The organism is Roseivirga sp. AWQ4_251, from assembly GCF_056158225.1.
The window spans coordinates 1,653,041-1,677,374 of the sequence record NZ_JBSWSW010000002.1; the positions used below are offsets into that span (position 1 = coordinate 1,653,041).

At 41.7% G+C, this 24,334-nt stretch carries 21 protein-coding genes, 1 pseudogene and 1 riboswitch; of the genes and pseudogenes, 6 read left to right on the top strand and 16 right to left on the bottom strand.

The features are described from left to right. Positions 1-18: 18 nt before the first annotated feature. From lon to argH, 4 genes are all read left to right on the top strand, one after another. Positions 19-2,484 carry an endopeptidase La gene (gene lon / locus ACXACJ_RS21140; protein WP_475136423.1) on the top strand — a complete coding sequence of 822 codons (2,466 nt, stop codon included), beginning with the start codon at positions 19-21 and terminating at the stop codon, positions 2,482-2,484. A 95-nt stretch (positions 2,485-2,579) separates the two neighbouring features. Then, the gene (porQ, locus tag ACXACJ_RS21145) at positions 2,580-3,605 is read left to right on the top strand and encodes a type IX secretion system protein PorQ (RefSeq protein WP_475136424.1); all 1,026 of its coding nucleotides are present in this window, start codon (positions 2,580-2,582) and stop codon (positions 3,603-3,605) included. A 1-nt stretch (position 3,606) separates the two neighbouring features. Further along, positions 3,607-5,001, top strand: coding sequence for an ATP-dependent protease ATPase subunit HslU (hslU, locus tag ACXACJ_RS21150; RefSeq protein WP_475136425.1), 1,395 nt, complete (start codon positions 3,607-3,609; stop codon positions 4,999-5,001). 139 nt (positions 5,002-5,140) lie between these two features. After that, on the top strand, positions 5,141-6,472 hold the full coding sequence (gene argH, locus ACXACJ_RS21155; RefSeq protein ID WP_475136426.1) for an argininosuccinate lyase: 1,332 nt from the start codon (positions 5,141-5,143) through the stop codon (positions 6,470-6,472). 59 nt (positions 6,473-6,531) lie between these two features. Here argH and ACXACJ_RS21160 read toward each other — a convergent pair whose 3' ends face one another. The 16 genes and pseudogenes from ACXACJ_RS21160 to ACXACJ_RS21235 all read right to left on the bottom strand — a co-directional run bounded on the left by ACXACJ_RS21160 (position 6,532) and on the right by ACXACJ_RS21235 (position 22,554). Continuing rightward, entirely contained in the window at positions 6,532-7,719 is a 1,188-nt protein-coding gene (locus ACXACJ_RS21160) for a serine hydrolase domain-containing protein (RefSeq protein ID WP_475136427.1), read from the bottom strand. A gap of 226 nt (positions 7,720-7,945) precedes the next feature. Then, the gene (locus ACXACJ_RS21165) at positions 7,946-8,713 is read right to left on the bottom strand and encodes a DUF547 domain-containing protein (protein WP_475136428.1); all 768 of its coding nucleotides are present in this window, start codon (positions 8,711-8,713) and stop codon (positions 7,946-7,948) included. A gap of 86 nt (positions 8,714-8,799) precedes the next feature. Continuing rightward, a pseudogene (gene cobC / locus ACXACJ_RS21170) lies at positions 8,800-9,357 on the bottom strand (alpha-ribazole phosphatase). After that, the gene (locus ACXACJ_RS21175) at positions 9,342-10,121 is read right to left on the bottom strand and encodes an adenosylcobinamide-GDP ribazoletransferase (protein ID WP_475136429.1); all 780 of its coding nucleotides are present in this window, start codon (positions 10,119-10,121) and stop codon (positions 9,342-9,344) included. Before ACXACJ_RS21175 ends, cobC begins: the two are co-directional and overlap by 16 nt. Positions 10,122-10,124: 3 nt before the next feature. Then, positions 10,125-11,147 carry a nicotinate-nucleotide--dimethylbenzimidazole phosphoribosyltransferase gene (cobT, locus tag ACXACJ_RS21180; RefSeq protein WP_475136430.1) on the bottom strand — a complete coding sequence of 341 codons (1,023 nt, stop codon included), beginning with the start codon at positions 11,145-11,147 and terminating at the stop codon, positions 10,125-10,127. A gap of 3 nt (positions 11,148-11,150) precedes the next feature. Then, entirely contained in the window at positions 11,151-11,654 is a 504-nt protein-coding gene (locus ACXACJ_RS21185; RefSeq protein WP_475136431.1) for a bifunctional adenosylcobinamide kinase/adenosylcobinamide-phosphate guanylyltransferase, read from the bottom strand. Beyond that, on the bottom strand, positions 11,651-12,388 hold the full coding sequence (locus tag ACXACJ_RS21190; protein ID WP_475136800.1) for a Dph6-related ATP pyrophosphatase: 738 nt from the start codon (positions 12,386-12,388) through the stop codon (positions 11,651-11,653). The genes ACXACJ_RS21185 and ACXACJ_RS21190 overlap by 4 nt, the downstream gene beginning before the upstream one ends. Continuing rightward, positions 12,327-14,204, bottom strand: a complete 1,878-nt coding sequence (locus ACXACJ_RS21195) for a TonB-dependent receptor plug domain-containing protein (RefSeq protein WP_475136432.1) — start codon at positions 14,202-14,204, stop codon at positions 12,327-12,329. The genes ACXACJ_RS21190 and ACXACJ_RS21195 overlap by 62 nt, the downstream gene beginning before the upstream one ends. Positions 14,205-14,210: 6 nt before the next feature. Beyond that, a complete protein-coding gene (locus ACXACJ_RS21200; RefSeq protein WP_475136433.1) occupies positions 14,211-15,209 on the bottom strand; it encodes an ABC transporter ATP-binding protein in 999 nt (332 codons plus the stop codon). A 2-nt stretch (positions 15,210-15,211) separates the two neighbouring features. Then, positions 15,212-16,285, bottom strand: a complete 1,074-nt coding sequence (locus ACXACJ_RS21205; protein WP_475136434.1) for a FecCD family ABC transporter permease — start codon at positions 16,283-16,285, stop codon at positions 15,212-15,214. A gap of 7 nt (positions 16,286-16,292) precedes the next feature. After that, a complete protein-coding gene (locus ACXACJ_RS21210; protein ID WP_475136435.1) occupies positions 16,293-17,489 on the bottom strand; it encodes an ABC transporter substrate-binding protein in 1,197 nt (398 codons plus the stop codon). Between the two features lie 28 nt (positions 17,490-17,517). After that, positions 17,518-17,714, bottom strand: a riboswitch (cobalamin riboswitch). Between the two features lie 40 nt (positions 17,715-17,754). Further along, positions 17,755-18,633: an NUDIX domain-containing protein gene (locus tag ACXACJ_RS21215; protein ID WP_475136436.1), complete on the bottom strand. Its 879-nt coding sequence runs from the start codon at positions 18,631-18,633 to the stop codon at positions 17,755-17,757. 56 nt (positions 18,634-18,689) lie between these two features. After that, positions 18,690-19,094: a VOC family protein gene (locus ACXACJ_RS21220; RefSeq protein WP_475136437.1), complete on the bottom strand. Its 405-nt coding sequence runs from the start codon at positions 19,092-19,094 to the stop codon at positions 18,690-18,692. Position 19,095: 1 nt separating this feature from the next. Beyond that, on the bottom strand, positions 19,096-19,602 hold the full coding sequence (gene purE, locus ACXACJ_RS21225) for a 5-(carboxyamino)imidazole ribonucleotide mutase (RefSeq protein ID WP_475136438.1): 507 nt from the start codon (positions 19,600-19,602) through the stop codon (positions 19,096-19,098). Beyond that, on the bottom strand, positions 19,599-20,738 hold the full coding sequence (locus ACXACJ_RS21230) for a 5-(carboxyamino)imidazole ribonucleotide synthase (protein WP_475136439.1): 1,140 nt from the start codon (positions 20,736-20,738) through the stop codon (positions 19,599-19,601). The genes purE and ACXACJ_RS21230 overlap by 4 nt, the downstream gene beginning before the upstream one ends. Before the next feature lie 28 nt (positions 20,739-20,766). Further along, positions 20,767-22,554, bottom strand: coding sequence for a MutS-related protein (locus ACXACJ_RS21235; protein WP_475136440.1), 1,788 nt, complete (start codon positions 22,552-22,554; stop codon positions 20,767-20,769). Positions 22,555-22,723: 169 nt separating this feature from the next. On the opposite strand from ACXACJ_RS21235, the gene ACXACJ_RS21240 reads away from it, so the two are divergent. Together ACXACJ_RS21240 and ACXACJ_RS21245 are read left to right on the top strand one after the other, a co-directional pair. Continuing rightward, the gene (locus ACXACJ_RS21240; protein ID WP_475136441.1) at positions 22,724-23,296 is read left to right on the top strand and encodes an RNA polymerase sigma-70 factor; all 573 of its coding nucleotides are present in this window, start codon (positions 22,724-22,726) and stop codon (positions 23,294-23,296) included. Positions 23,297-23,346: 50 nt separating this feature from the next. Further along, positions 23,347-24,330 carry a FecR family protein gene (locus tag ACXACJ_RS21245; protein WP_475136442.1) on the top strand — a complete coding sequence of 328 codons (984 nt, stop codon included), beginning with the start codon at positions 23,347-23,349 and terminating at the stop codon, positions 24,328-24,330. The last annotated feature ends 4 nt before the right edge of the window (positions 24,331-24,334 follow it).

Sequence of the window (24,334 nt, forward strand, 5' to 3'; positions counted from 1 at the left end):
CAATATGGCACTTGCTATATGAAAATTGATAATCAGATGTTTGGGGCTATGTTGGCCAATGAGGTTGATGATGAGGAAGCTGCAGACTTTATTCAAGTAATTGGAGGAGAAGAGGAGGAAGAGCCCAATGAGGCTGAACAACCAGATGAACTTCCGATTTTGGCGGTTCGTAACACCGTTCTGTTTCCTGGTGTTTTGATTCCTATTACGGTTGGCCGCCAGAAATCCATAAAAGTTGTCAAAAACGCATACAAGGGAAATAAAATTGTAGGAGTCCTAACGCAGGAAAATCCTCAGATTGACGACCCTAAAGAAAGCGATTTATTCAAGGTTGGAACAGTAGCCAAAATTGTAAAAATGTTGGTGCTGCCCGATGGCAATACCACCATTATTATTCAGGGGAAAAGAAGGTTTGCGGTAGAAGAGTTTACTTCTACGAGCCCTTATTTAATGGCCAAGGTTAAGTATTTGGAAGAAAATTTTCCAAAGAGACAGAGCAAGGAAGTAAAAGCCATTATCCAGTCCATTCGAGATACTGCGAATAAAATAATGTCGCTAAATCCTGAAATTCCAAAGGAAGCTCAGGTGGCGCTAGATAATATTGAAAAGCCAAGTTTCTTGGTTCATTTTCTTTCCAGCAACATTAATACTGAAGCAAAGGAAAAGCAGAAGCTGCTTGAAATTAATGATGGCGTAGAACGTGCCACAGCTTTGCTACAACATATGATGAAGGAAGTTCAGCTTCTTGAACTCAAGCATGAAATTCAGAGTAAAGTGCATTCTGATATCGATCAGCAACAGCGCGATTACTTCTTGCGTCAGCAGATGAAAGTGTTGCAAGATGAGCTTGGTGAGGATGGCCCAGAAAGAGAAGTTGAGGCACTTCGAAAAAAAGGAGAAGGTAAAAAATGGCCAGACAAGGTTAAGCTTCACTTCAATAAAGAACTCGACAAAGTTTTACGCATGAATCCTATGGCTGCGGAATATCCTATCGCCATGAATTATGCTGAACTGATGATAGACTTGCCTTGGGAAGACTATTCTGAAGATAAACTCGACTTAAAACGAGCCAAAAAGATTTTGGATAAAGATCACTTTGGCTTGGAAAAAGTGAAAGATAGAATTCTGGAATACTTGGCCGTTCTTAAATTGAAGAACGATTTAAAAGGCCCTATTCTTTGTTTATATGGCCCTCCTGGTGTGGGTAAAACCTCGCTAGGGAAAAGTATTGCCAAGGCGCTTGGTCGCCAGTATGTCAGAATGTCTTTGGGTGGTGTTCATGATGAGGCTGAAATTCGAGGTCATAGAAAAACCTATGTAGGGGCTATGCCGGGCAAGGTGATTCAGAACATTAAAAAGTCTAAAACTTCGAACCCCGTTTTTGTATTGGACGAAATCGATAAGGTCAATTCTAATTTCCGTGGAGATCCGTCTTCCGCTTTGTTAGAGGTGCTCGATCCGGAACAAAATAACGAGTTTGTAGACAACTACTTAGAAGTTGAATACGATCTTTCTAAAGTGCTTTTCATTGCTACGGCCAACGCTTTGGATACCATTCAGCCAGCCCTTCGCGATAGAATGGAAATCATTGAAGTGACAGGCTATACGGTTGAAGAAAAAATTGAGATTGCTAAGCGTCATCTGATTCCAAAGCAGAAAGAAGATCACGGTTTGAAGCCTGAAGATTTGACTTTCGATAAAAAGGCAATTCAGAAAATTGTTGATGAATATACGCGTGAATCTGGTGTTAGAAATTTAGAAAGACGTATCGGTTCTGTGGTGCGGAGCGCGGCCAAATCTTTGGCAATGGAAGAAGAGTACGATACTAAAGTTTCTTCTGAATTCATTGAAAAAGTACTTGGTGGACCAATTTTCGACAAGGAAACTTATACGGATAATAAAACCGCAGGAGTTGTAACTGGCTTAGCTTGGACAGCTGTTGGCGGTGAAATTCTTTTCATTGAAACCAACCTGAGCAGAGGCAAAGGCAAGCTTACGCTTTCGGGCCAGTTAGGCGATGTAATGAAAGAATCTGCTATGGCGGCTCTTTCTTACCTGAAGTCCGAAGCGCATAAATATGGTATAGATTATCGCGTGTTCGATCGTTACGATTTACACATTCATGTGCCTGCTGGTGCGGTTCCGAAAGATGGACCATCTGCTGGAATTACTATGCTTACGGCCATAGCTTCTTTATTCACACAGCGTAAAGTGAAAAATAAATTGGCCATGACAGGCGAAATTACTTTGCGCGGAAGAGTGCTTCCGGTTGGGGGTATCAAGGAGAAAATCTTAGCGGCCCGAAGAGCGGGAATCAAAGAGCTTATTTTGAGTAAGAAGAACGAAAAGGATATTCTTGATATTGATGATAGATACATCAAAGGGCTAACCATTAATTATGTTGAAACGGCTGAAGAAGTGCTTGAATTGGCTTTGTTAAAGCAAAAAGTAACCGATGCTGTTGAATTAGTGGTAGAAGACTAAATTTCAGACTATTTTCAAGTTTATAATCTTACTTCAATTCCTGCCGTTGGAATGATAAAACCATCAGTCATATGGATGCTTAAATTTTTCGGACATTGAGCTACCGAAACGCACTCATATGGCTGATCTTTTTTTTACCTGCTGTTGCCCAAGCACAACTGGGGGGCAAAAGGGCTTTTGAGTTTTTGAATCTTCCGGGGAGCGCAAGATTGTCTGCTTTGGGAGGAGTAAATATTACCTCAGGTTGGGCTGATCCCGCAATGTTGGCTTCAAACCCTGCCTTACTCAATAGCCAATGGCACAATCAGCTTGTTATAAACCGATTGGGTTACTTTGCCAATATTGGCCAAACCAGTTTGGTTTATGCCAGAACGCTGAAGGATTCCAGTACTTGGGCCGCTCAATTGACTTATTTGGATTATGGAGACATCCAAAGTCGTGACCAATATGGATTTCTCAATGGGGAATTTAAAGCGGCTGAATACGTTTTTGGGCTGAGCCGTTCTATCAATTTCGGGCCATTTCAGGCGGGTACCACACTTAAAATTGCAGCTTCTAGTTTGGGTGGATTTAGTGCCTCTTCTCTGCTCATGGATTTTGGAGGAACATTTAAACATCCTGAAAAGGATCTAACCATAGGATTGGCGGTAAAGAACCTTGGTTTTCTCCTTTCCGATTACACCGAAAACAACAACAGCCAGCTGCCTTTAGATGTCCAAATCGGAATGAGCTACAAGCCTCGATATATGCCTTTCCGTTTTTCTGTAACAGCCAGAAACCTAAATCGCACTGACGTAGTTTATTTTGATCCGGCCAGTAACTCGTTGTACGGAAACAACGAAAAGCCGGGCTTTAGTGAAGAAATTTTCAGAAGGTTGGTTTTTGGAACCGAATTGCTGATTCATAAGAATTTTCAACTTAGGGTGGGTTATAATCACCTGCTCCATCAAGAATTAAAAATGGAAACCGCTTCGGGCGGTGCTGGCTTCTCTTTTGGATTTATGTTCAAGGTAAAACGCTTTGAATTTTCCTATGCCCGAGCCATGTACCACACTGCTGGAGGTAGCAACACCTTTCAAATGGTAACCGATTTAAGCGGAATCGTAAAGAAAAAGAATTGATATGCTGAATGAACAATATTTAACCCCAAGGCAAATCGTAGCTGAGCTCGATAAATACATCATTGGCCAACACGATGCGAAAAAGAATGTGGCTATTGCGCTTCGTAATCGTTGGAGACGCATGCATGTAAAAGCTGAAATGCAAAGCGAAATTGTGCCAAATAACATTCTTATGATTGGGGCAACAGGTGTGGGTAAAACAGAAATTGCCCGAAGATTGGCTAAAATTGCCGATGCGCCTTTCACCAAAGTAGAAGCTTCAAAATTTACAGAGGTAGGCTATGTAGGTCGCGATGTAGAAAGCATGGTTCGCGATTTAGTGGAGCAATCTGTGAACTTGGTTCGCCAATCAAAAAAAGAAGAAGTAAAGGGCCGCGCAGAGCAAGCAGTTGAAGATATCATTCTCGATGCTTTAATTCCCCCTATTAAAAATACTCGCCCTTCGGCCACTGTGGTAGAAGATGGTGCTGAACCCGATAAAATGTCGGATGCGGAATTGAACGAGAGAACCCGCGAGCGTTTTCGCGAAAAAATACGTTCAGGCGAAATAGACAGCCGAAAAATTGAAATTAACGTGCAAGCGCCTTCTGGGGCCGGCATGGGCATGATCGGTGGTGGAGGTATGGATGAAGTTTCCATGATGAACCTTCAGGACATGCTGAGCAATGTGTTGCCTAAGAAAAGCAAACGCAGAAAAGTTACAATCGAAGAAGCCAAAAAGCTGCTTTTAGAAGAAGAGAGCGCCAAGCTCATCGATATGGACGAAGTGAAAGAGGAGGCCATTCGTAAAGCTGAAAACACTGGGATCATCTTTATCGATGAAATTGATAAAGTAGCGGGCAGTTCATCCAAACAAGGCGGAGGCCCAGATGTGAGCCGCGAGGGTGTTCAACGCGATTTGCTTCCGATTGTGGAAGGCAGCTCTGTGAACACGAAGTACGGAATCATCAATACAGATCATATACTTTTCATTGCAGCAGGTGCATTTCATGTGGCAAAACCTTCTGATCTTATTCCCGAACTTCAAGGTCGTTTCCCAATTCGTGTGGAATTAAATAGCCTTACAAGAGACGATTTCTATCAAATTCTGAAGGAACCAAAAAACGCCTTAACTAAGCAATATGAGGCTCTATTAATGTCTGAAGATGTGTCGTTGGAATACACCGATGATGCTTTAAAAGAACTGGCAGAAATTGCTTTCAGGGTGAATGAAGAGGTTGAAAATATTGGTGCTAGAAGATTGCACACTGTAATGAGCAAATTGCTGAACGATATTCTTTTCGATATTCCTGACACCATTCCGCATAACGCGAAGGTGGTAATTTCTAAAGAAATGGTTCAAGAACGCCTTTCAGGTTTGGTTCAAAACAAAGACCTGAGCGAATTCATTCTTTAGCATAAAAAAGGAACTCTTCCAAAGTTCATTATTCAATTGTGTATTGAACAAAAACGGACCGAAGCCAAATGATTAAAACTTTTGGAGAGTTCAGATCTAAATAATTTTGAATGACTAATTTGCCCTCAAATAAGCAAGCATGAAACTCTGGCAAAAAGAAACGCAAGTATCCGAAATTGTAGAACGTTTTACCGTTGGTCGCGATCTTGAATTCGATATTCATTTGGCTCCCTACGATGTGCTGGGTTCCTTGGCGCATACCGAAATGTTAGCCAGCATCGACCTATTGACAATGGAAGAAAAGGAGGCCATTCATGCTGAGCTTAAAAATATATTTCGAACCATTCAGTCGGGTGATTTTTCTATTCAAGAAGGAGTTGAAGATATTCATTCTCAAGTGGAATTATTGCTTACCCAAAGGCTGGGCGATATAGGTAAGAAAATCCATAGCGGTCGTTCTCGAAACGATCAGGTTCTTGTGGATTTGAAGCTTTTTATGCGTTCTGAGCTAAAGCAAATTGTAGAAGGTGTCGATACACTTTTCAAGCGATTTATGAGCCTGAGCAACGAGTACAAAGGGGTTTTGATGCCAGGTTATACGCATATGCAAGTCGCCATGCCTTCTTCTTTCGGTCTGTGGTTTGGCGCTTACGCGGAAAGCCTGGTAGACGATTTATACACGTTAGAAGCAGCTTATAAAGTCGTAAATAAAAATCCATTGGGTTCTGGTGCTGGCTTTGGTTCTTCCTTCCCCTTAAACCGAAGAATGACTACCGATTTATTGGGCTTTGAAGATCTGAATTATAACGTGGTGTATGCCATGATGGGCCGAGGCAAGGCGGAACGAACTTTGGCTACGGGAATGGCTGCGATAGGTGCAACACTCGGCAAATTTGCTATGGATGTTTGCTTGTACATGGGGCAAGATTTTGGCTTTATCAGTTTCCCAGATGAGCTCACTACAGGTTCCAGCATTATGCCTCACAAAAAGAATCCCGATGTTTTTGAACTGATGCGTGGCAAGTGTAACCGTCTTCAGGCTTTACCTATGGATATCGCTATGATTACCACGAACCTGCCTGTTGGCTATCACCGTGAAATGCAGTTGATCAAAGAGCTGATTTTTCCTGGTATTCAGGATTTGAAAGATTGCTTGTTCATGGCTGATTTTATGCTTCAGAAAATAAAAATCAATCAAGAACTTATTGCCAAAGACAAGTACAATTACCTGTTCAGCGTGGAAGAAGTGAATAGACTTGTGCTTTCAGGAGTTCCTTTCAGAGATGCTTATAAACAAGTAGGAATGGAGATTGAAAGGGGCGAATTCAAACCTGAACGCACGGTTAATCATAACCACGAAGGCAGTATTGGTCAGCTGAACCACTCAGAAATTAGCGCCATGATGGAGAAAGCTCTTTCTGCTTTCCATTTTACCAAATGGGAAAAAGCTTTTGAGGGATTGGTGAGCTAAGTCTTTCTCGAGTTCTTCTGTTTAAGGCAGTTGAAAATGAGCTTTTGAAGAGGTGAGGTTTACTCACTCAATTCAAACAGATCGTTGCTAGGCCAGTTTTTGATTTGCTTGAAAGATTCGCGCATAGCCCAACGGCTAGTGTTCCAGAAGCTGCCTCTGCGAGGCGTTGTGTTTGCGATAATCACCCAAGAAATTCCATTCAGGTCGCGGGTTAATAGAGCTGAAGTGCCGGATAATGTTCCGGTTCTCCACCAATGCTCACCCTGAACACTTCGCCATCCTAAAGGTCTATTAACACCTCCAACTCCGTGAATCATCTTGTCCATAAGGCTTTCGCTTAAAATGTCTTTGTAGCGTTTGGAATAGCCATCTACCAAAACCAGAAGCCTCATTAAGTCTACAGAATTGGCAACCCATCCGCCTGCTGGCCCAATCAATTTAATGTCGTCTGCGCCATAAGGCTTGTCGGTCATTTGGCCAGAGCCCGTGAATGATAACTGTTTGTTGTCGGGGCTGTAATCGTAATATTTTACCTCGTTGGGCAATCTGTCCTTTTCAAAACTACCCGCTATTTGCATGTGCCTAATTCCATTGGGCTTCAGAATATTGGCTTGAACCCATTCTTCGTAACCTTTGCCCGTTTTTTCTTCAATAATTCTTCCTAGCAAGCAGTAACCAAAATTGGAGTAATCATAATGAGTGCCTGGCACATAAGGCAAGTGTCGGGTAATTACAAAATGAATCACCTCATCAAAATCAATCGGATAAGCCGCCTTATCCATTTTATGGATTTTGTGAGGAATAAACATCGGATCGCCATAAGTAATCAAACTCCAGCCACCGGTATGGTTAAGTAGGTGTTTAACTTTGATTTTGTAATAATTACGATTTCGAATTCCAGAATATTTTGGGCCTTTAAGAATGCCCTTGTCTCCAAAAACAAAGTCATCTAAAGAAAGCTTTCCATCGTCTACCATTTTCAAAATGGCTGTTGCTGTCAATAGCTTGGAAACACTACCGATACGGAAAACATGAGAAGGATTTACAGGCACCTTATTTTCTTTATCGGCATAGCCAAAACCTTTGGCGTAAACCAACTTTTCATTTTTTACAACCCCAACCGTAATACCAGTTAACTTCAGGCTATTTACAACGCGTTGTGCATAGTTGTCGATGGGTTCTAGCGCAGCAATATCAGAGTCGGCATTGGTGAGCGCTCTTCTTGCTTCTTCCTTTTCGGTCTTCACTTTTTCTTCACTTTTCGGGTGAAAAGCTGAAAATGCTACGAATAAACTTATCGAAAGAATAACCAGAATTATCTTGCTCTTGTACTGCATAGAAAGTGAACGACCCTTATAAATAGCAAGTATAAGAAAACTCACTAAAAACGTAAAGGCCAAGGGACAGTCCCTCGGCCTTTCTTACTTGACATCAAAACGAAAATTAACGGGGAAGTACTTGATTTTAAGTGTTTTATTGAGATGCATCGTTTAAACTCCAATCGTAATCCATAAAGTTTATTTCAGCATCTTTATCAATTTTTATTTTCGAATACTTGTTCAGAAAATCGATCAAGGTTTGGCCTTTTTTGAAATCGCCACCAAACCAGTTGAAGATTTTTGATAACTCAACTTCGTTCTTGTTGATTTTGTTACGCTGCGTGTCATTAATAAAGGCTTTTGCCTGCTCGTTCAATTGCCTTTCAATTTTGTCGGCTGTGTAAGCTTCATTTCTTAATACTGGGCATGAAAATGACGCGCAATTGATGGCGAAATGGATTCGAGGTTCGTTAAACTGCTTTCTAAGAATTTTGTGTTCAATGCGGTCGAGGCTAAAATCTTCGCCTCCAATTTTAAACCATTCCTTCGTCCAAACCGTGTTGAGCGTAGGAATGCTGATGGTGGGATTCAGGTCTTTAATGCTTTCTACTGGGTAATTGTCTACGATTAATTTTACCGTAAAGGCGTTGTAAGCGTTAATCCAATACGCCAGTTTTTCCTCTTTGTTCCAAGTGTCTGAAGGGGCATTTTCGCTAAGTTCATCTAAGTACTTTTGCAATTTTTCCTTCTCAGTACTTATGCCTTTATAGTTCATAAAACCATTTGAGCTTACATATTTATGCAGAAGCTCATTCCACAATTGATGATCGGGAGATACACCAGAATTGGCGAACGAACTGTTGTTCTGCGAACAGGCGGCCAGTAGAAACATCAAAAGGATCAGGTTCAAAAATCTTTTCATAACTCCTCATTTAACTTTAGAAACGAAACAATGTTCACAACGGTAAAACACTGATGTCGCCTGAAAGCTATACGAAGTGAATTGACTTACCTGTTGATGTAATTTATTTGAAGCAGATCTTTTTGTGCTGAAATGCATGAGACACTTCCGTAATCGAGGTTTAATTTGAAGAAATTTTCGGGTGTTAAATTCACGGATTTCCCCAGTATAGACAGAATTACACCTGCGTGAGTCACTATGCCTATTTTTTCATCTTTGGTTTAAAGTAGTTCTTCAAAAAATGAAGAAGTGCGCTCTATCAAATCCGTCATGCTCTCGCCATTGGGCACACGATAATTGACAAAATCGGCCATCCATGGTTCCAGTTCTTCGGGAGCAATTTCATTCCAATTCAGCATTTCCCACCTACCGAAATGGAGTTCTTTTAAACGATCGTCACCTTGAAAATCAGGAGTAAATTTAGCCGCTAATTGAGTACAACGAACTAATGGGCTTGAATAGACTTTATCCAATTTTGGCAGGTGTGGGCAAAGTTTCTCAAATTCCGAAGTAAACGTTTTTTCGTTCAGAGCTAAGTCTGTCTGTCCGTAACAAATTCCCTTTTCAACCTGGGGTGTGGTATGGCGAATCAGATAAATTTCCACAGCAATAAAATGGAAAGGTAAAATACGATTTCAGTGATTTGTTGGGTTGCGCCAAGGCAGTCGCCTGTATAGCCGCCAATCCATTTTTTAAAGAAAGTGCCTAGTTTCCATTTGGCGATGAAAAGTGGGAGAATGACCAGGAAAATCCATTCGTTTTGAAAAAGAAGCAAGGGCAAAACACCTAGGAATCCAGCAACCAAAACAATGTTCCATGAAATGCCTTTGGCTACAGGCTTGGCTTTCGAAAGCGCATCTTCTCTTACATATTCATGGGTGAAAATGAAAGTTGAAGCCACAAAGCGACTTAAACTGTGGCCAGCAAGGTAAACGGCCAAAATACGAATGACATCGCCATGAAAAAGGCTTGTCAGCCTGAAAAGAAGCCAGAATTTAACGTCCAAAATGAAAATAAGCCCAGCCACGCCATACGTACCCACGCGGCTATCTTTCATAATGGTCAGGATTTTTTCTTTAGTCCAACCGCCACCAAACCCATCGCAAACATCGGCAAAACCGTCTTCGTGAAATGCGCCAGTAAGCCAAACCGAAGCAATCATAGAAGATAGCACTGCTAAAACAGGTTCGCCTAAATAGTAGAATGCTGCAAAGGGAAGCAGGGAGAGAAAAGCTACAATCCACCCGATTAAGGGCAGATATCGTGTAGCCTTATTCAAATATTCTTCAGAATGATCGACCCATTTTGGGCATGGAATCCGCGTATAAAACATTATCGCGGTAAAGAATATTTTAACTTCCTTTCTCATTTATTAGCCTTCATTTTTACTCGAAACTCCAGCAGATTCGAAACTTGCCATCTCGTTCAGAAAGTTGACAGCACTTTGGATAATGGGATAGGCCACAGCACAACCGGTTCCTTCTCCCAATCTCATGCCCAAGTCAAGGATGGGTTCTGCTTGCAAGAATTCGAGCATTTTAACATGGCCTTGTTCTGCAGAAGTATGACAGAAAATGGCATTTTGAATTACATCGGGATTCAATTCCATGGCTGCCAAAAATGCAGAACCCACAATAAAACCATCGATTAGCAGCATCATTTTGAGCTCGTGGGCTTTTAAAATCGCTCCGCAAATCATGGCAATTTCGAAACCACCATAGGCGGCTAATGCGCTTTCAACAGAATGGTTTTTGCCGTGCAGCTGAACCGCTTTTCGGAGCATGTGAATTTTATTTCTAAAACCCTGATCGTCCAAACCGGTCCCGCGTCCGATGCATTCGTTTAAAGGAATCTCGGTAAAAATATGCATCAACAACGCAGCAGATGAGGTGTTTCCAATGCCCATTTCGCCAAAGCCAATTACATTACAACCACTTTGGAAAATCTTTTCAACAATGGAAGCGCCCTTGTCCATAGCTTCTTGGGCTGCCTTTTCGCTCATCGCTTCTCCTTCTAAAAAATTAGCCGTGCCCTTGCCCATACTGGCATGTATCAAATCTTCAGTCGATTCGAAATCGTAGTTGACACCCGCATTTACAACTTTCAGTTCGATATTATTTTGCTTCGCGAACACATTAATGGCAGCTCCACCTCGCATAAAGTTGAGCACCATTTGAGCAGTAACTTCTTGCGGATAAGCACTGATGCCCGCTTTGGCTGCGCCATGATCGGCCGCGAAAACTACAAGGGTTGGTTTTGTCAATTTGGGTTGTGAAGTGCCCTGAATATTGCCAATCTGAAAAGCTAGTTTTTCCAATTTGCCCAAGGCGCCCAAGGGTTTGGTTTTGTAGTCAATTTTGGCTTGAAGTGATTTTTGAAAATCAGTTTTGTCCATTTTCTATTTAAGATTAAGAGGAAGGCCCGAAACCATGAGAATGGCTTTGTCGGCCTTTTGAGCGATATATTGGTTTACCCAACCTTGCAAGTCGGTGAATTTTCTGCCTGATTCATGGTGTGAATGCACACCCATTCCAATTTCATTTGAAATGATGATGAATGTCGCGGCTTGTTGACTAAGTCCATCGATTTCTGTTTTGGCTTGTTCCAAACATGCATCAACATCGTTTTTGGTGTCGACAAAGAAATTGTTGAGCCAAAGCGTAACGCAATCCATAACCACAACACGGCCAGTAAAACCGAGTTGGCTTACGTATTTTTCTTCTTCAATATTTTCCCAGCGGTCGTCTCTATCGGCTTGATGGCGAGCAATTCGGTTTCTAAAATCACCGTCCCAATAGCGTGCTGTAGCCAGATAAATAGGGTTGTTGCTCAGTTCCAACGCAAGCTTTTGGGCATAGCTGGATTTACCAGAGCGTTGGCCGCCCGTGATGTAATAAATCATGTTGCAGAAAATAATTCGATGAATGCGTAATGTTCGAAGCTTAGGATTTCGCCCGTTTTGATGGCGAGAGGTTCGCGGTGCAAAGGGCCATCAACTACCAGCGTGTGGTATTCTCCATTTTCGCCACAGGCATCAATTTCCAACTTGTGAAACATTTTGATCATGTCTTTGTCAATGATTTTTCCGAGCAGTTGTGGAGCCAATTCTTTTCGGCATGAAACAATCATGGCTTTTATGCCCAAATCCACCATTTCATAAACCAAAGCTTCACGGTTTTGCTGCCAAAGTGGAAGTTCTGCTTCCAGCCCGGCTGCTTCTGAAACCTTTTCTTCCCAGGCTTTATGAGATTCAATATCGATATCGCCAAAAACCATATTGCTTGGCTCATACACCATTTTTAGCTTTTGAAGCTTTTCGATATATGCCGTTTCATAGTCTTGCCAAGTTGCAGAGCCAAACCAGATTGGGAGGTTTACGCACTTGGCCTGTTGCTTCAAAATATTTTTGGGAATGCCATGAGACCGGGAAAACTCACCGTTTTCATTTAGCATATTGAACAAAGCCCGAGGTTCGGCTCCGGCTCTGTAGGCTTTCAAAAAAGCAAGATAGCAGTCCTTTCCCCCGCTCCAGGAGCAAAGGAAAGAACTGCTATGATTTAGTGAAGTCAAGGGCTTAGAATTTGCCGGTGATTCCGATGGTGAAGTTGGCTGGACGAGTTGTATAGCCGTAAACACCCACAAAATCTTCGTCAAGTAGGTTGTTGATCATACCAGAGAAAATCAGTTTTCCGTCCAAAATTTCATGGCTGATGGTTAAGTCTACCATGTTGTAACCGTCAAGTGTTACTAAATATGGATCAGAGAAAATTGAAGCTTGTCTGTCACCAAAACGGGTGTAATTCACCGAAGCTCTGGTTTGAGGAGTGAAAGCGTATCTCACTTTTGCTCCGTATTTTAAGTCAGGAATTCTATAGAACTGAGCTGGATTTCCGAATTGGTATTTTGCGAAATTTCCGGTCAATTCTAGTTTTTCTGCGGCTTTCCATTCAAAATCAACTTCAACACCCTGAATTTTTCTTTCGCCCACAACATTAGCATAACCGCCTCCAATGTAATTGCCTTGGCCGTCATATTGTGATACAAAATCGATAGCGTTTTCCTCGGTTCTCCAGAAGTATTCAGCATTCAAAGTGAATTTTTCACCCAAATAAATCGAAGCTCCAAAGTCAGTTGATTCGCTTTCTTCAGAACTCAAATCTGGATTTCCATAGAAAGAAGAGAACAATTGGTAAAGACTAGGAGAAACAAAAGCGGTTGAATAAGAACCAAAAACCTTCAATCGGTTGGTTTCGCTCAGGTTGAAAAGGTAGCTTGGGTTAATGTTGTACACAAAGTTTGAACCGTACTCGCTGTTGATGTTCAAACGCACGCCACCATTGAAAGTAAAGCCTTCAGTTACTTCAATGAAGAGGTTCAAGTAAGGGTCGATATTGCTTTGAGTTGGTTGTTCACCAGCATCTTCGAACTTATAATCCTGATACTGAACACCTACAATGCTTTTGATTTTATCGTTGAAAATGAACTCGTTAGTTAAGTCAGCTTGGGTGTTTTTTCCTTTGTTGGTTGAAGGATAAGCCGAATCAAATGCGCGGTTGATGCGGTTAAAGTTATACTTCAGCTGAAGTTTACCCTTGTTGTACTTGAACTGAGGGTTCAAACCAAAACTTACCTGACGAATGGTAAATTCATTGTCGGCATCTGCAAAAGCGCCATCGTCATAATCCGACTTCAGTTTTTCGTAAGAGAAGTTTCCGTTTAGAGTGAAATTCTCAGTGAAATCATAACCCAGTTTGGTTCTTCCAGAATATCTGTAGTAACCATCGTTACCGAAAGCTAGGTTTGGATCATTATCCTGAGCTGCAGAAAAACCTTCGCTGGTAGAAAAGGCCCCAGCGGCCAAATATCTGAATTTGCCAGCTTTTCCCTGAACATCGGCATTGGTGTTTGAAGTTGTAAACGAACCGATAGTTTGAGAAAGCGTAACCTCCGGTTTTTCAGCGGTTGGTTCTTTCAGTTTGATATTGATTACGCCAGAAGAAGCGCCAGTTCCGTAGAGCGCGCTTGCTCCGCCTTTCAATACTTCAATGTATTCCACGGCTTGGGAATTCAACAATCTCAAGTCGTAATCATTGGCAATTGAAGAAGGGTCGTTGATGGGCAAACCATCGATCAAAATCAAAGTTTGGCGGTTTCTGCCTCCGCGAATGCTGTAATCTAAGTTAGTGCCGGGCGTACCGAAAGCGCCATCAATGTTGATGCCAGGTAGCAAATTCAATAGGTCTGCAACCGTTCTTCCAGGTGCCTTTTCAATATCCTCAGCCGTGATTTTGTAAATCACTTTACCCGTTTTTTCGATCGGAGTTTCGAACTTATTTGCGGTTACCACCACTTCGCCAAGGTCTCGGAATTTTTCCTCTTGAGCCTGAGATACTGCGATGGCTGAAAAAGTTAGGGCAAAAAAAGCCCCCCATTTTCTAAAATTTAGATTCATAGTTTATTAAATATGTTTAAGTAGTTCCTCTATTGAATGATAGGTTGTATTGGTCGTGTTTAAGTGCCATTGAGGCTTGCCTAAGCCACCTGACGCGGTTATTATTTTGTCTTCGTTTGCTAATTCCGAAGCCACAAACCCAGCCCTTTCTATGGCGCTTTTGGTCCATCTTTTTAGCATCGGTTCTCCTTTTATTCCGATACTCGCCAGAATTGGGAAATCAGAAATACGCTTGAAGCTTCCCAGTTCATAATCGAATTGCAGGTTTTCCTTTTGAAAAGCTTTTTCAAATTTTCCTGTCAACACCAAATCCTCAGGGCAACCTTGCTCAATGGAGTAATCCTGCGTAACGAGCCAAAGCTGATCGGCATGCGCCAAAGCCATGTCAACCTCGTGGGTAGAAAGCAGAATGGCCTTGTTTTCTTCCATGGCCAGTTTTCTTAAAAGGTGGAAGATTTCGATTCGGTTAGGAAGATCGAGGTGGGCAGTAGGTTCGTCCAGAAAAATGATTTCAGTATCCTGAGCCAAAGTTCTTGCGATCATCACTTTCTGCCTTTCGCCATCGCTGAGTTCTCCAATATGAGTATTGGCAAAATCAAGCGTTCCTGTGGCTTCCATCGCCTTATAAATAATGTTTTTGTCTTCTTTGGAAAGTGAACCGAGCCAGCCCGTATAGGGGAAACGTCCCAAGCTCACCAAGGCATAAGCCGTCAGGTTTCCTGGAGCAACCCTATCCGTAAGCACAAGGCTAAGTTGCTTGGCCATGGTTTTGGGTGAAATGGAGGCCAAGGGCTGATCATGAATGGAAATGGCGCCTTGAATTGGCTTTTGAATGCCTGCCAAAGACCGCATCAAAGTGGATTTTCCAGCGCCATTTACCCCGAGTAAACAGGTCAGTTTACCTTTTTCTAATCCAAGGTTTAGCTTTTCCAGTACCATTTTGGCATCGCCTTTATGAAAATAACCGATGCTCAAATTCTCCGTTTTCAATATGGTTTCAGGCATTTTCAAAAGCTGGCTTTTAGGTTTCTGCGTTGAAGAATGATCCAGATGACAATGGGAGAACCAATCATAGCGGTGATGGCATTGACTGGTAAAATGGTTTGGCTGCCCGGTACTTGCGAAATTATGTCGCAAAAGAGCATCAGGATGCCTCCGATTAAAGCCGAAGCTGGCACCAGAATTCTATGATCGGAAGTATTAAGAAAGCTTCGCGAAAGATGTGGCACAGCAATGCCAACAAAACCAATTGGCCCGCAAAAACCTGTGATGGCTCCTGCTAATAGGCTGGTAGTGGCTATAATGGCTATTCGCGACCATTTTACATTCAGCCCCATGCTTTGCGCATAGTTTTCGCCCAAAAGCAAAACGTTCAGGGTTTTGGAAAGAAAGAAGGTGATGACAACTCCGGTGAGCACAATAATAGAAAGAGCTCCTAATTGCCCGTTAGTAACACCTCCTAAGCTGCCGAATGTCCAAAGAATGTACTCTTGAATTTGTTCAGGATCGCTGAAATATTGCCAAATACTGACCACCGCAATCGTAATGTTCGCGACCATGATTCCGACAATCAGCATGACTACATTGTCTTTTATTTTGAAGGAAATGCCGAGAATAATGAGCAGTACTGCTGCTGCCCCTAAAGTAGAAGCAATAATAATTAGCCAGCTGCCTTCAATACCCAATTGGCGAATGGAGAATGCTGTGGTGGCAGCTCCTGTGGCCAACATTACAGCGGCAACACCCAAGCTTGCACCTGCAGTAATTCCCAAAACCGAAGGCCCAGCCAATGGATTTCTAAAGAGCGTTTGCATTTGCAAGCCACCCAAAGAAAGTGCTGTTCCTGCTAACAAAGCGGTAATAGCTCTGGGTAATCTAATTTTCAGAATGATGGCATGCCAAGCCGCATTGTCTATGGTTCCGCCCGTGAGCGCCTTAAAGACATCGGGTACAGGGATTCTCACCGAGCCGAGGGCAATGTCGAGCAGAAAAAGCACGGCCAATACCAAGCACAGAATGATGAGCAAACGCGCCTTAAAGGCACTGGCCTTTGCGGTAATATCGTTTTCAGGAAGATTCAATTGTGATTTATTGAAGTTGGGAGTAATACACCAATTCGTGATCGGGCAATAATTGCGGGTGGAAGATTTTTACCACATCTTTCAAAACTACATCAGGTTCAACCACTCCGCGCTCGTAATAATCGTTCCCACCTCCCTCGGTATAGCGGCCAAAGATGTTGTAGATGTGATTTTCCTTGTAGGATTTGAAATCTGAATAGCGCTCATCGCGAGAGCGAATGTCCTTCATAGTTCTGGCTGAACCTGGCGCCATCCAAAAGTCGGCTTTTAAACCAAATTCATAAACGGTTTCAAAATCGAGTTTCAAGCTACCCGTTGAAGGATCGTTTTTCCAAGGGTAGTCAGAACCTGCAATATTCATTACATGGTAAGCGAAACTTCTTCCTCCGGCCACGTGCCAAGCATCACCTTGAGCAATTCCTGTGATTGTTAGTGGTTTAGAATCTACGTTTTGCACCAATTCTAGCACCTGATTGTAGCGATTTTCAATGGCCGAGAATTTCTCGTTTACCAAGGCTTCTTTGTTTAAAAGCGCAGCCAATAGTTTAACCCATTCCGCACGGCCCAATAGATTGTTTTCTTGCCAATCGGCATTCATTACCACAGGAATTCCGACTTGAGCCAATTGCTGATAGGCTTCGTTCTGTGAATTTGGATAACCCACAGACAAAACCACATCAGCCCCCATGTTAATCACGGTTTCTACATTGAGAGAGCCAGCAGGAGATACTTCTGTAATTTTACCAGCATCGGTTCTGTCTTTAATTTCTTGGTTGCTGATGTATTGTTTGATTTCCACACCTTTCAATTGATCTATAGCATCTAGCAATTCGAACATGCCTAAGTGAGTGGTGGAAAGAGAAACCGCATTTTCAACAGGAATGGAAACGATTTGATGCTTTTCGAAACCTTCAGGTGCTGGAGTTCCTTTTTGTAACAGCACAAAATCGACTGTGTCTGCTACTTGGTTATAGTGCCTGAAAAGGTGAAGCGTTTTGTAGTTGCCATGATATTCAATGTCGAAACCGACTGAATGATCGATAGAAGCCTTATCGGGGAAGTAATCTTTCTTTGGGTCGAAATCGGGAAAATCAGATTGCTGCTTAGAAGCATTCTGGCAAGCCGAAGTGGCGAAGAAAAGTAAAAGGGCAAACGGTGTTAGAAACCGCAAGCCGAAGCTGGCTTTGTTTTCAGTTTTTCTCATGCTAATAACTCTTCCTCAGAGAGCGGTTTAGTGAATAATTACAAAGGCAGGTCTTCTGACTTTCCTGGGTGATTGCGCCTTCCCATCCCGTTAATCGGATAGTGGCTTTTTGCAACAACCTTGATAAAGGATTACAGCAGCTGGGACTGTTCAGGACTTACACCTGATTCCCTTTTAATTTCTATTTCTTGGCAGAAACAGAAAACCCTTGCGGTGGCACAAATGTAGATAAAATTTGAGATATCGTGTTTGAAGGTCGATTTTTTTACACTTGCGGAAGCAAACCAAATGCCTTGGCGAATTCTTCAACTTTGTTTTTTAGCTCAGGAAGAGCTTCTTTCGGATCGCTAAAATCGATGTCGTTTACTTGCCAATAGGTGATTTTATCTTCCCATTCTGAAAACATTTCCTTCATCATTGGTCGGTGTTCTCGCTCACAAAGCGCTACGATGTGAGGCGTTTTCTGAAGGTGTCTTTCTTCCAGCTGTTCCGGAAATTTTTGAATGCCAATGGGGAGTTTCAGTTCATGTAAATATTTGAGAGTGTGGGGAGAAATAAGGCCTTCGTTGATGCCTCGGTAAGCCAATAAGCCCTTCGAATTGGCTATGTTGCTTTGCGTAATATGATTTAAGTAAACCTCACAAAACCTGCTTCTGTAGTAATTGCCGGAACAGATAAAGAGAACTTTTGGGCTTTCGAAATTTAAATTTTCAGTAGTCCATTGGCCGATGGCCACCAAAGTTTGAGCGTCAACTATTTGACCTGAATGTATTAACAACTCAACTTCTTTTTGGGAAAAAAAGCTGCAACTAAATTCTGATTCATTTTTAAGATGAATGGCGCGTGCAGCAAAAATGGAAATCCATTCATTGGAATAGCCCACAGAAGGGTTGACGGTGATTAAATGCTTAGCCAAATTGAAAGTATAACCTGTTTCTTCTTCCAATTCGCGCCTGGCGGTTTGTTCTGGCGTTTCTCCTTTTTCGATTACTCCACCCGGAATTTCATAGGTAGGAATTGGATAGTCGCTGCGTTGTTGCTCGAACAGCAGAATGCGGTTTTGTTCATCGAGCAATAATACTGATGCTGAACCAGGATGATCGATAATTTGATTGAAATTTTCGCGCGAAATCAATTCCTTCATGAAATAAAGGAAAGCAAAACACTGATTTTAAGAAAGCGGTTGATGCTTAGTTTGTGTTAATTTTCGTCCCAAAGATTGTTAGGTACAATTTCTAAAACGTGTCCATCAGGGTCGTTAAAATAGAAAGACTTTAAGCCTTCTCTCCATTCATATTCGCTTGTGATTTTTATACCTAGGGCAATGATTTTTTCTTTCCAGAAATCATATTCTGAAATGAGAACGCCAAAGGCAATGTGTTGCTTTCCTTCAGCAGAATGAGGAGGAAGAACTTCTTGATTTTTACTTGATTCGGGATTGAAACAAAGCAGCATACAATCGCCCACACGGAAGAAAATATGCTTGTTTTCGATATGAGCGACAATGGGCAAACCCAAGCGATCGTGATAAAAAGCTCGGGTTTGATCAAGGTCTGAAACGTAAAGGCAGGTTTCTTTAATATGGCTTAGCTGCGGGCTGGCCATATCATTTTTTCCAGCCTTTTACGGCAATTTCTTCAACGCTTTTTTCAACTTTTTCGCGAAGTTCGGTTTTGTATTCAACCAGTCGATTGGTCAAATCTTGATCGAAAGCTCCCACAATTTGAGCGGCAAGAATACCCGCATTTTTGGCGCCATCTAAGGCTACCGTAGCAACAGGAACACCGCCAGGCATTTGTAGAATGGACAAAATTGAATCCCATCCATCGATAGAATTACTTGACTTTACAGGAACGCCAATTACAGGCAAAGTAGTAAGTGAAGCCACCATTCCCGGTAAGTGGGCTGCTCCACCAGCTCCGGCAATAATCACTTTCAATCCTCGAAGGGCTGCCTTTTCAGCATATTCCACCATTCTGTGTGGCGTTCGGTGAGCCGATACAATGGTAAGTTCAAAATCAACGCCTAAATCTTCAAGAATTTGAGCCGCCTCGCCCATTACGCGAAGGTCGCTTTGGCTGCCCATTATTATGCCTACTTGTGGAGTATTCATGCCTTTATCTTTAAATGTGTTTTAACGAAATCAACTTTTTGTGCCAAATCCTCTACTTGTGGGGCAGTTATGGTAACGTGTCCCATTTTTCGGAAAGGTTTGGTGGTTTTCTTACCATATAAATGAATATGCACGCCAGCTTGTTCAAGCACTTCTTCCATACCTTCGTATTTGGCATCGCCTTCAAAACCATCTTCGCCTAAAAGGTTTACCATAGCCGCAGGCTGAATAAGTGAAGTGTCGCCTAAAGGCAAGTTCAAAATAGCGCGTAGATGCTGTTCGAACTGAGAAGTTTTATTGCCTTCAATCGTCTGATGGCCACTGTTGTGGGTACGCGGAGCAATTTCGTTTACCAAAACTTCACCATCCTTAGTTAGAAACATTTCGATGGCCAGTAGCCCAACCATTTCTAATTTGCTGATCAGGTTTTTAGCAATGCTTTGTGCCTTTTCTTCTACTTCTTTGGAAATAGTTGCAGGAGAAAAAAGATACTCCACCAAGTTGTGTTCTGGATGGAAAACCATTTCCACCGTTGGAAAACTTGTGATTTCACCTTTTTCGTTGCGGGCAGCAATTACTGCCAATTCCTTTTCGAACGGAATCAGTTTTTCTACAAAACCAGGCGCATCAAAGGCTTTGTCAAGGTCGTTTTCAGTGCGGATTACCTGAACGCCTCTACCATCGTAGCCACCAGTCGCCAGTTTGTTTACAAATGGAAGGAAATCCTTGTGGTTAGCAACATCGGCTTTGCCTTTTACTTCAATAAAATCAGCGGTAGGTATGCCGTGTTCTTTGTAAAAATTCTTCTGGTGAAATTTATTCTGAATCAGCTCAATGATTTCAGGTTGAGGGAAAACCTTTTTGCCTTCGCTGGCCAATTTCTTCAGGGCAGCTGTGTTCACATTTTCAATTTCAATGGTGATCACATCTTTATCCTGACCGAATTGATAAACGGTATCAAAATCGGTTAGGGCGCCATTGGTAAATGAAGACGCAATTTCTTTGCATGGAGCGTTTGGGTCGGGATCCAAAGAGTGCACATTGAAGTTGAAATCAATGGCAGATTGGATCATCATTCGGCCTAATTGACCACCTCCTAAAACGCCAATTTTAAAGTTAGAATCGAAAACAGACATGCTTGATTTTTGTGGAATGCGGGCAAATTTAGTCAATAATTTCTATACCCATCTTCTGCATCAGCTTAGTAGCATTAAAGCTTTTGCAAATGCCTGGGGTTAAGGTATAATCGAAAATAATGTCGTCATTTTCAATTACACTATTAAAGCTGTAATTCTTAACACCTTGGAGTTCTGTTGTAATTTGGCCAAGCGTTAAATCGTGGGTAGAAACAAAACCAAATGCATATGATTTGTTGAGTTGCCTAATGAGGGCAATGGCTCCTGTATGACGATCTTCCGAATTCGTGCCTTTTAGAACTTCATCTACCATAAACAGAGTCGGAATTTCAGTGTTGATTGAGCCCAAAAGCTGCTTCAGCCTTTTCAGTTCGGCATAGAATGAAGAAACGCTTTCTTCCAAATCATCTTGGGTTCGCATACTGGTGAAAACCTGTAACCTGGAGATCTGCATATTTTCAGCACACACAGGAGCGCCAAGCAGTGCAAGAACAGAATTGAGGCCCACCGTGCGTAAAAATGTACTTTTTCCGCTCATGTTGCTTCCTGTGATTAAACAGATTCCGCCCTTGCCAGAAAAATCAAAATCGTTGCTTATCCGCTTTTTAGCATTGATAAGCGGATGCCCCATTTGTGTCGCTTTGATTATAAAAGGCTCTTCTTCAATAATAGGGAAAGTGAAAGCTGGATTTGAGAAATGAAAGCCGCCAACACTGTTAATGGCTTCAATTTCGCCAATGGCCTGAAACCAATCACTGATATTTTCTTTAGTGCGTTCTTTCCATTTTTCCGCCTGAATTACCCAGTATACATCTAACAAAAACAGCATGTTGAAGATATGATACATGAGGTTGGCCCTGTTATGAAAGTTGTCCAAAATAAATTGAAGTTGCTTTATGATAACTGAAGCCTTTTGATTGTCGGAATGCAAGCGGCCTTTCAGCTCCACCAGCAATTCTGATTTTAGCGGTTGCTCTTCAATCAACCTAATTTGAGCTTCGTAAGCTTTAATAAGCTGATTGCTTTCTATCGTTTTCTGATATATGTTTCCCGCTCTTGAAAATACAGTAGAAAGGATAATAATATTGAAGACCACAGCCAATAAAACGAGGCCAAAAGGTGCTAATCCTAAGGCAGATAGCGCTATCGCTACAACTGAAAAAAGCGGAAAAATAAGCATTGCGATACTGTAGAACTTCTGCTTCAGTACGGTACTGTCTTCTTTAATCCATTCTAATAGAGAATGAATACTTGCTTTTTCGTCATGATTGGCTCTTCCTGCGGCTGCAATGTTTTGCCTCCAATCAATAAGCTCACTTACTTCTTCAACCGCTTTTTGTCTTCGTTCAATTTCTGTTTTGAATGAAGGCTGACTTAGCCAATTTACTAAGGTTTGCTTTCCATAATTGGTAGAAGTTCTGTTGAGCAATTGAAAGAGGGAGTGCTTTCCAAAAATATCTAAATCAATATGATATTCGTGAGTCGGTTTGATGAATTCACTGCCGTCTTCTAAGCCAGAAAGTTTCATTTCAAGCCTGGCCAATTCTTCTTCATTAAGGTTGAGAAGTGCCTCTTTAAAAGAGAGTTGAGCCTTAATATTTACATGCCTTTTTAAGAAGAAAAGAAAGGAAACCAGAAAGATTAAAATCGTAATAACTATGCCTTCGGTAGATTTTTCATTTGCAAAAACGGTGACTAGCGTAGCGGCCAAAAAAAAGGAGAGAACCCTAAACCAAGCTATGTTAATCGACTTTTTTTTGAGTGTATTGTGTTCGGTTTCAAACTTTGAAATACGATCGGTGTAGATTTTTTTCATGAGGAACTTTAAGGGGCGTTTTCAGTTTGATTATTGAAATCTGCCAGATTCCAAACTTATTGATAGAGATTAACACTTTTACCTAAAAACAGAATTAATTGTTGCCCTTATTATGTGGGGGTAATTTGTTTTTTCTTTTTAACTTCAACGCTATTGAATTTTTAACTGAGTGCCAATAAAAGAGAGTCAACTGATAGCTGCTTTTGCCAAAGGTGACAGAAAGGCTTTTGAACAGCTTTTCCATGAACATTACCAGCCAGCGTGCCGGTATGTTCAGCGTATAATCCGAGATGAGGACACTACGGAAGAGATTGTTCAGAGCACGTTTGTAAATATTTGGGAAAAGCGAGAAATGCTTCGTGAAGACATAAGCTTTAGATCTTATTTGTTCAGGGCCGCGTACAATACGGCTTTGAATTATATAAAGCATAAAAAGGTAGTAGCCAATTATGCGAATAAAAAGCAAGAGCATTTAGAGGTTTCAATGCAAAGCTATGTAAGTCATCAGCCCGATTTTGAACTTCAAAAAAGGATTGAAACCGCTTTAGATAGCTTGCCTCCTCAATGCCAAAAAGTGTTTAGAATGAGCAGGGAAGAAGGGATGAAATACCATGAGATTGCCGATGAATTGGGCATCTCAAAAAAGACGGTCGAGGTTCATATGGGCAAAGCGCTGAAGATACTGAGAACCAGCTTAAAAGATTATTTGATTTTTTTTCTGCCACTAGTGGTTTTTTGGTAGGGGAATAATCAGTTAGGGTTGTTACTTTAACTGACAGAAAGAACAGAACAATGGAAGAGTTAATAGCCAAGTATTTGGCTAATGAACTTAGCGGGAAAGAAAGAGCCGATTTTGAAGCAGAATTGATTCAAAATCAGGCACTGGCTGATGAACTAGAAGTTTATGCAGCTGTGATGGATATTGCTTCTGATCAAGCATCTACCTTTAATTCTCAAAAAGCTTGGAACAACGTTGACCAACGTATTTCCAAAACCAAGGTTGTTGAAATGAAACGACCTACTTATAACTGGCTCAAAGTAGCGGCAGCCTTTTTAGTTTTTGCAGTAGCTGGTTTTTTAGCGTACAATTCTTCTCAGAAGAAATCTTCGACAGACGAGGAGTTAACGCTTGCAACAGAATCGAATGGGATTAGAGAATTTCAATTGGCCGATGGTTCTGTAGTAAAATTAAATGCGAATTCTAAAATCACTTTGGCTGAAGGCTTTGGTGAAGATAATAGAAGCCTGACCCTTGAAGGCGAAGCAAATTTTGATGTCTCCAGAAACGAATCACTTCCTTTTGTAATTAATGCCGGTAATAGTCAAGTAAAAGTACTTGGAACTAGCTTTAACCTGACCACATATCCTGATGAGGATATTGAGCTAAATGTTACCGAAGGTACTGTTGAATTTTCATCTACCGTAAATGGTGATGTGAAAGAGCAGATTACCAAAGGCGAGATGGCAAAGATGGATCGTGGAGGAAGATCAATTCTAAAAGCCAGCATCAAAAATGCTAATTTCAGCGGCTGGTGGACCAGAAGATTAGAGTTTGATAATACGCCTTTACCTGAAGCGCTCGACTATATTGAAGACACCTATTGGGTGAAGTTCGAGTACAACAAGGAAACCTTCAAAAACTGCCCATTGAATGGGATTTATGAGCATAAGTCTGTGAGCGAAATAATCGAAGCCATAGACGCCACTTTCCCAAATATTCAATTCATCCAGAAAGAAAATCACATAAAATTAGAAGGAAAGCCCTGTACTGAGTAAATTG

Bases quoted from the DNA above. Each gene is read 5' to 3' on its own strand.
- ACXACJ_RS21220 (WP_475136437.1), bottom strand. From the start codon at position 19,094: ATGGCCAGCCCGCAGCTAAGCCATATTAAAGAAACCTGCCTTTACGTT.
- ACXACJ_RS21200 (WP_475136433.1), bottom strand. From the start codon at position 15,209: ATGCCTGAAACCATATTGAAAACGGAGAATTTGAGCATCGGTTATTTT.
- ACXACJ_RS21210 (WP_475136435.1), bottom strand. From the start codon at position 17,489: ATGAGAAAAACTGAAAACAAAGCCAGCTTCGGCTTGCGGTTTCTAACA.
- purE (WP_475136438.1), bottom strand. From the start codon at position 19,602: ATGAATACTCCACAAGTAGGCATAATAATGGGCAGCCAAAGCGACCTT.
- ACXACJ_RS21215 (WP_475136436.1), bottom strand. From the start codon at position 18,633: ATGAAGGAATTGATTTCGCGCGAAAATTTCAATCAAATTATCGATCAT.
- lon (WP_475136423.1), top strand. From the start codon at position 19: ATGAAAATTGATAATCAGATGTTTGGGGCTATGTTGGCCAATGAGGTT.
- ACXACJ_RS21235 (WP_475136440.1), bottom strand. From the start codon at position 22,554: ATGAAAAAAATCTACACCGATCGTATTTCAAAGTTTGAAACCGAACAC.
- ACXACJ_RS21165 (WP_475136428.1), bottom strand. From the start codon at position 8,713: ATGAAAAGATTTTTGAACCTGATCCTTTTGATGTTTCTACTGGCCGCC.
- ACXACJ_RS21185 (WP_475136431.1), bottom strand. From the start codon at position 11,654: ATGATTTATTACATCACGGGCGGCCAACGCTCTGGTAAATCCAGCTAT.
- ACXACJ_RS21230 (WP_475136439.1), bottom strand. From the start codon at position 20,738: ATGTCTGTTTTCGATTCTAACTTTAAAATTGGCGTTTTAGGAGGTGGT.
- argH (WP_475136426.1), top strand. From the start codon at position 5,141: ATGAAACTCTGGCAAAAAGAAACGCAAGTATCCGAAATTGTAGAACGT.
- cobT (WP_475136430.1), bottom strand. From the start codon at position 11,147: ATGGACAAAACTGATTTTCAAAAATCACTTCAAGCCAAAATTGACTAC.
- ACXACJ_RS21175 (WP_475136429.1), bottom strand. From the start codon at position 10,121: ATGAGAAAGGAAGTTAAAATATTCTTTACCGCGATAATGTTTTATACG.
- hslU (WP_475136425.1), top strand. From the start codon at position 3,607: ATGCTGAATGAACAATATTTAACCCCAAGGCAAATCGTAGCTGAGCTC.
- ACXACJ_RS21195 (WP_475136432.1), bottom strand. From the start codon at position 14,204: ATGAATCTAAATTTTAGAAAATGGGGGGCTTTTTTTGCCCTAACTTTT.
- ACXACJ_RS21245 (WP_475136442.1), top strand. From the start codon at position 23,347: ATGGAAGAGTTAATAGCCAAGTATTTGGCTAATGAACTTAGCGGGAAA.